Here is a 318-nt window from a genome sequence, read left to right on the forward strand (position 1 = left end):
CTTCTTGCCGTTGGGCGTGCGGCCCACGGCCTGCAGCACCACGGATACGGATAGACGGATAGGAAATTCAACCGCATGAGGCCAAGTATGGCACGGGTTGGGTGCATCAAAGCGGTCTTGATTTCAGTGGTTTGGCGCGACGAAGGCCTTGGATAGTGCAGCCGCTGCGTGGGCGCTGGTTTTTGGTCCGTCGCAGCCGCAGGGCTACCCCGCAGCGTTGTGAAATCGCTGCATCGGCCCCTCACCAACTGATGCGCTGATCGGCCTCGAAGTCCGGTGCCGGTTGTGCGGCCAAGTCCCAATCTGGCTCGATCTGGG

This window comes from Candidatus Skiveiella danica, from assembly GCF_022705245.1.
Classification (GTDB): domain Bacteria; phylum Pseudomonadota; class Gammaproteobacteria; order Burkholderiales; family Burkholderiaceae_C; genus Skiveiella; species Skiveiella danica.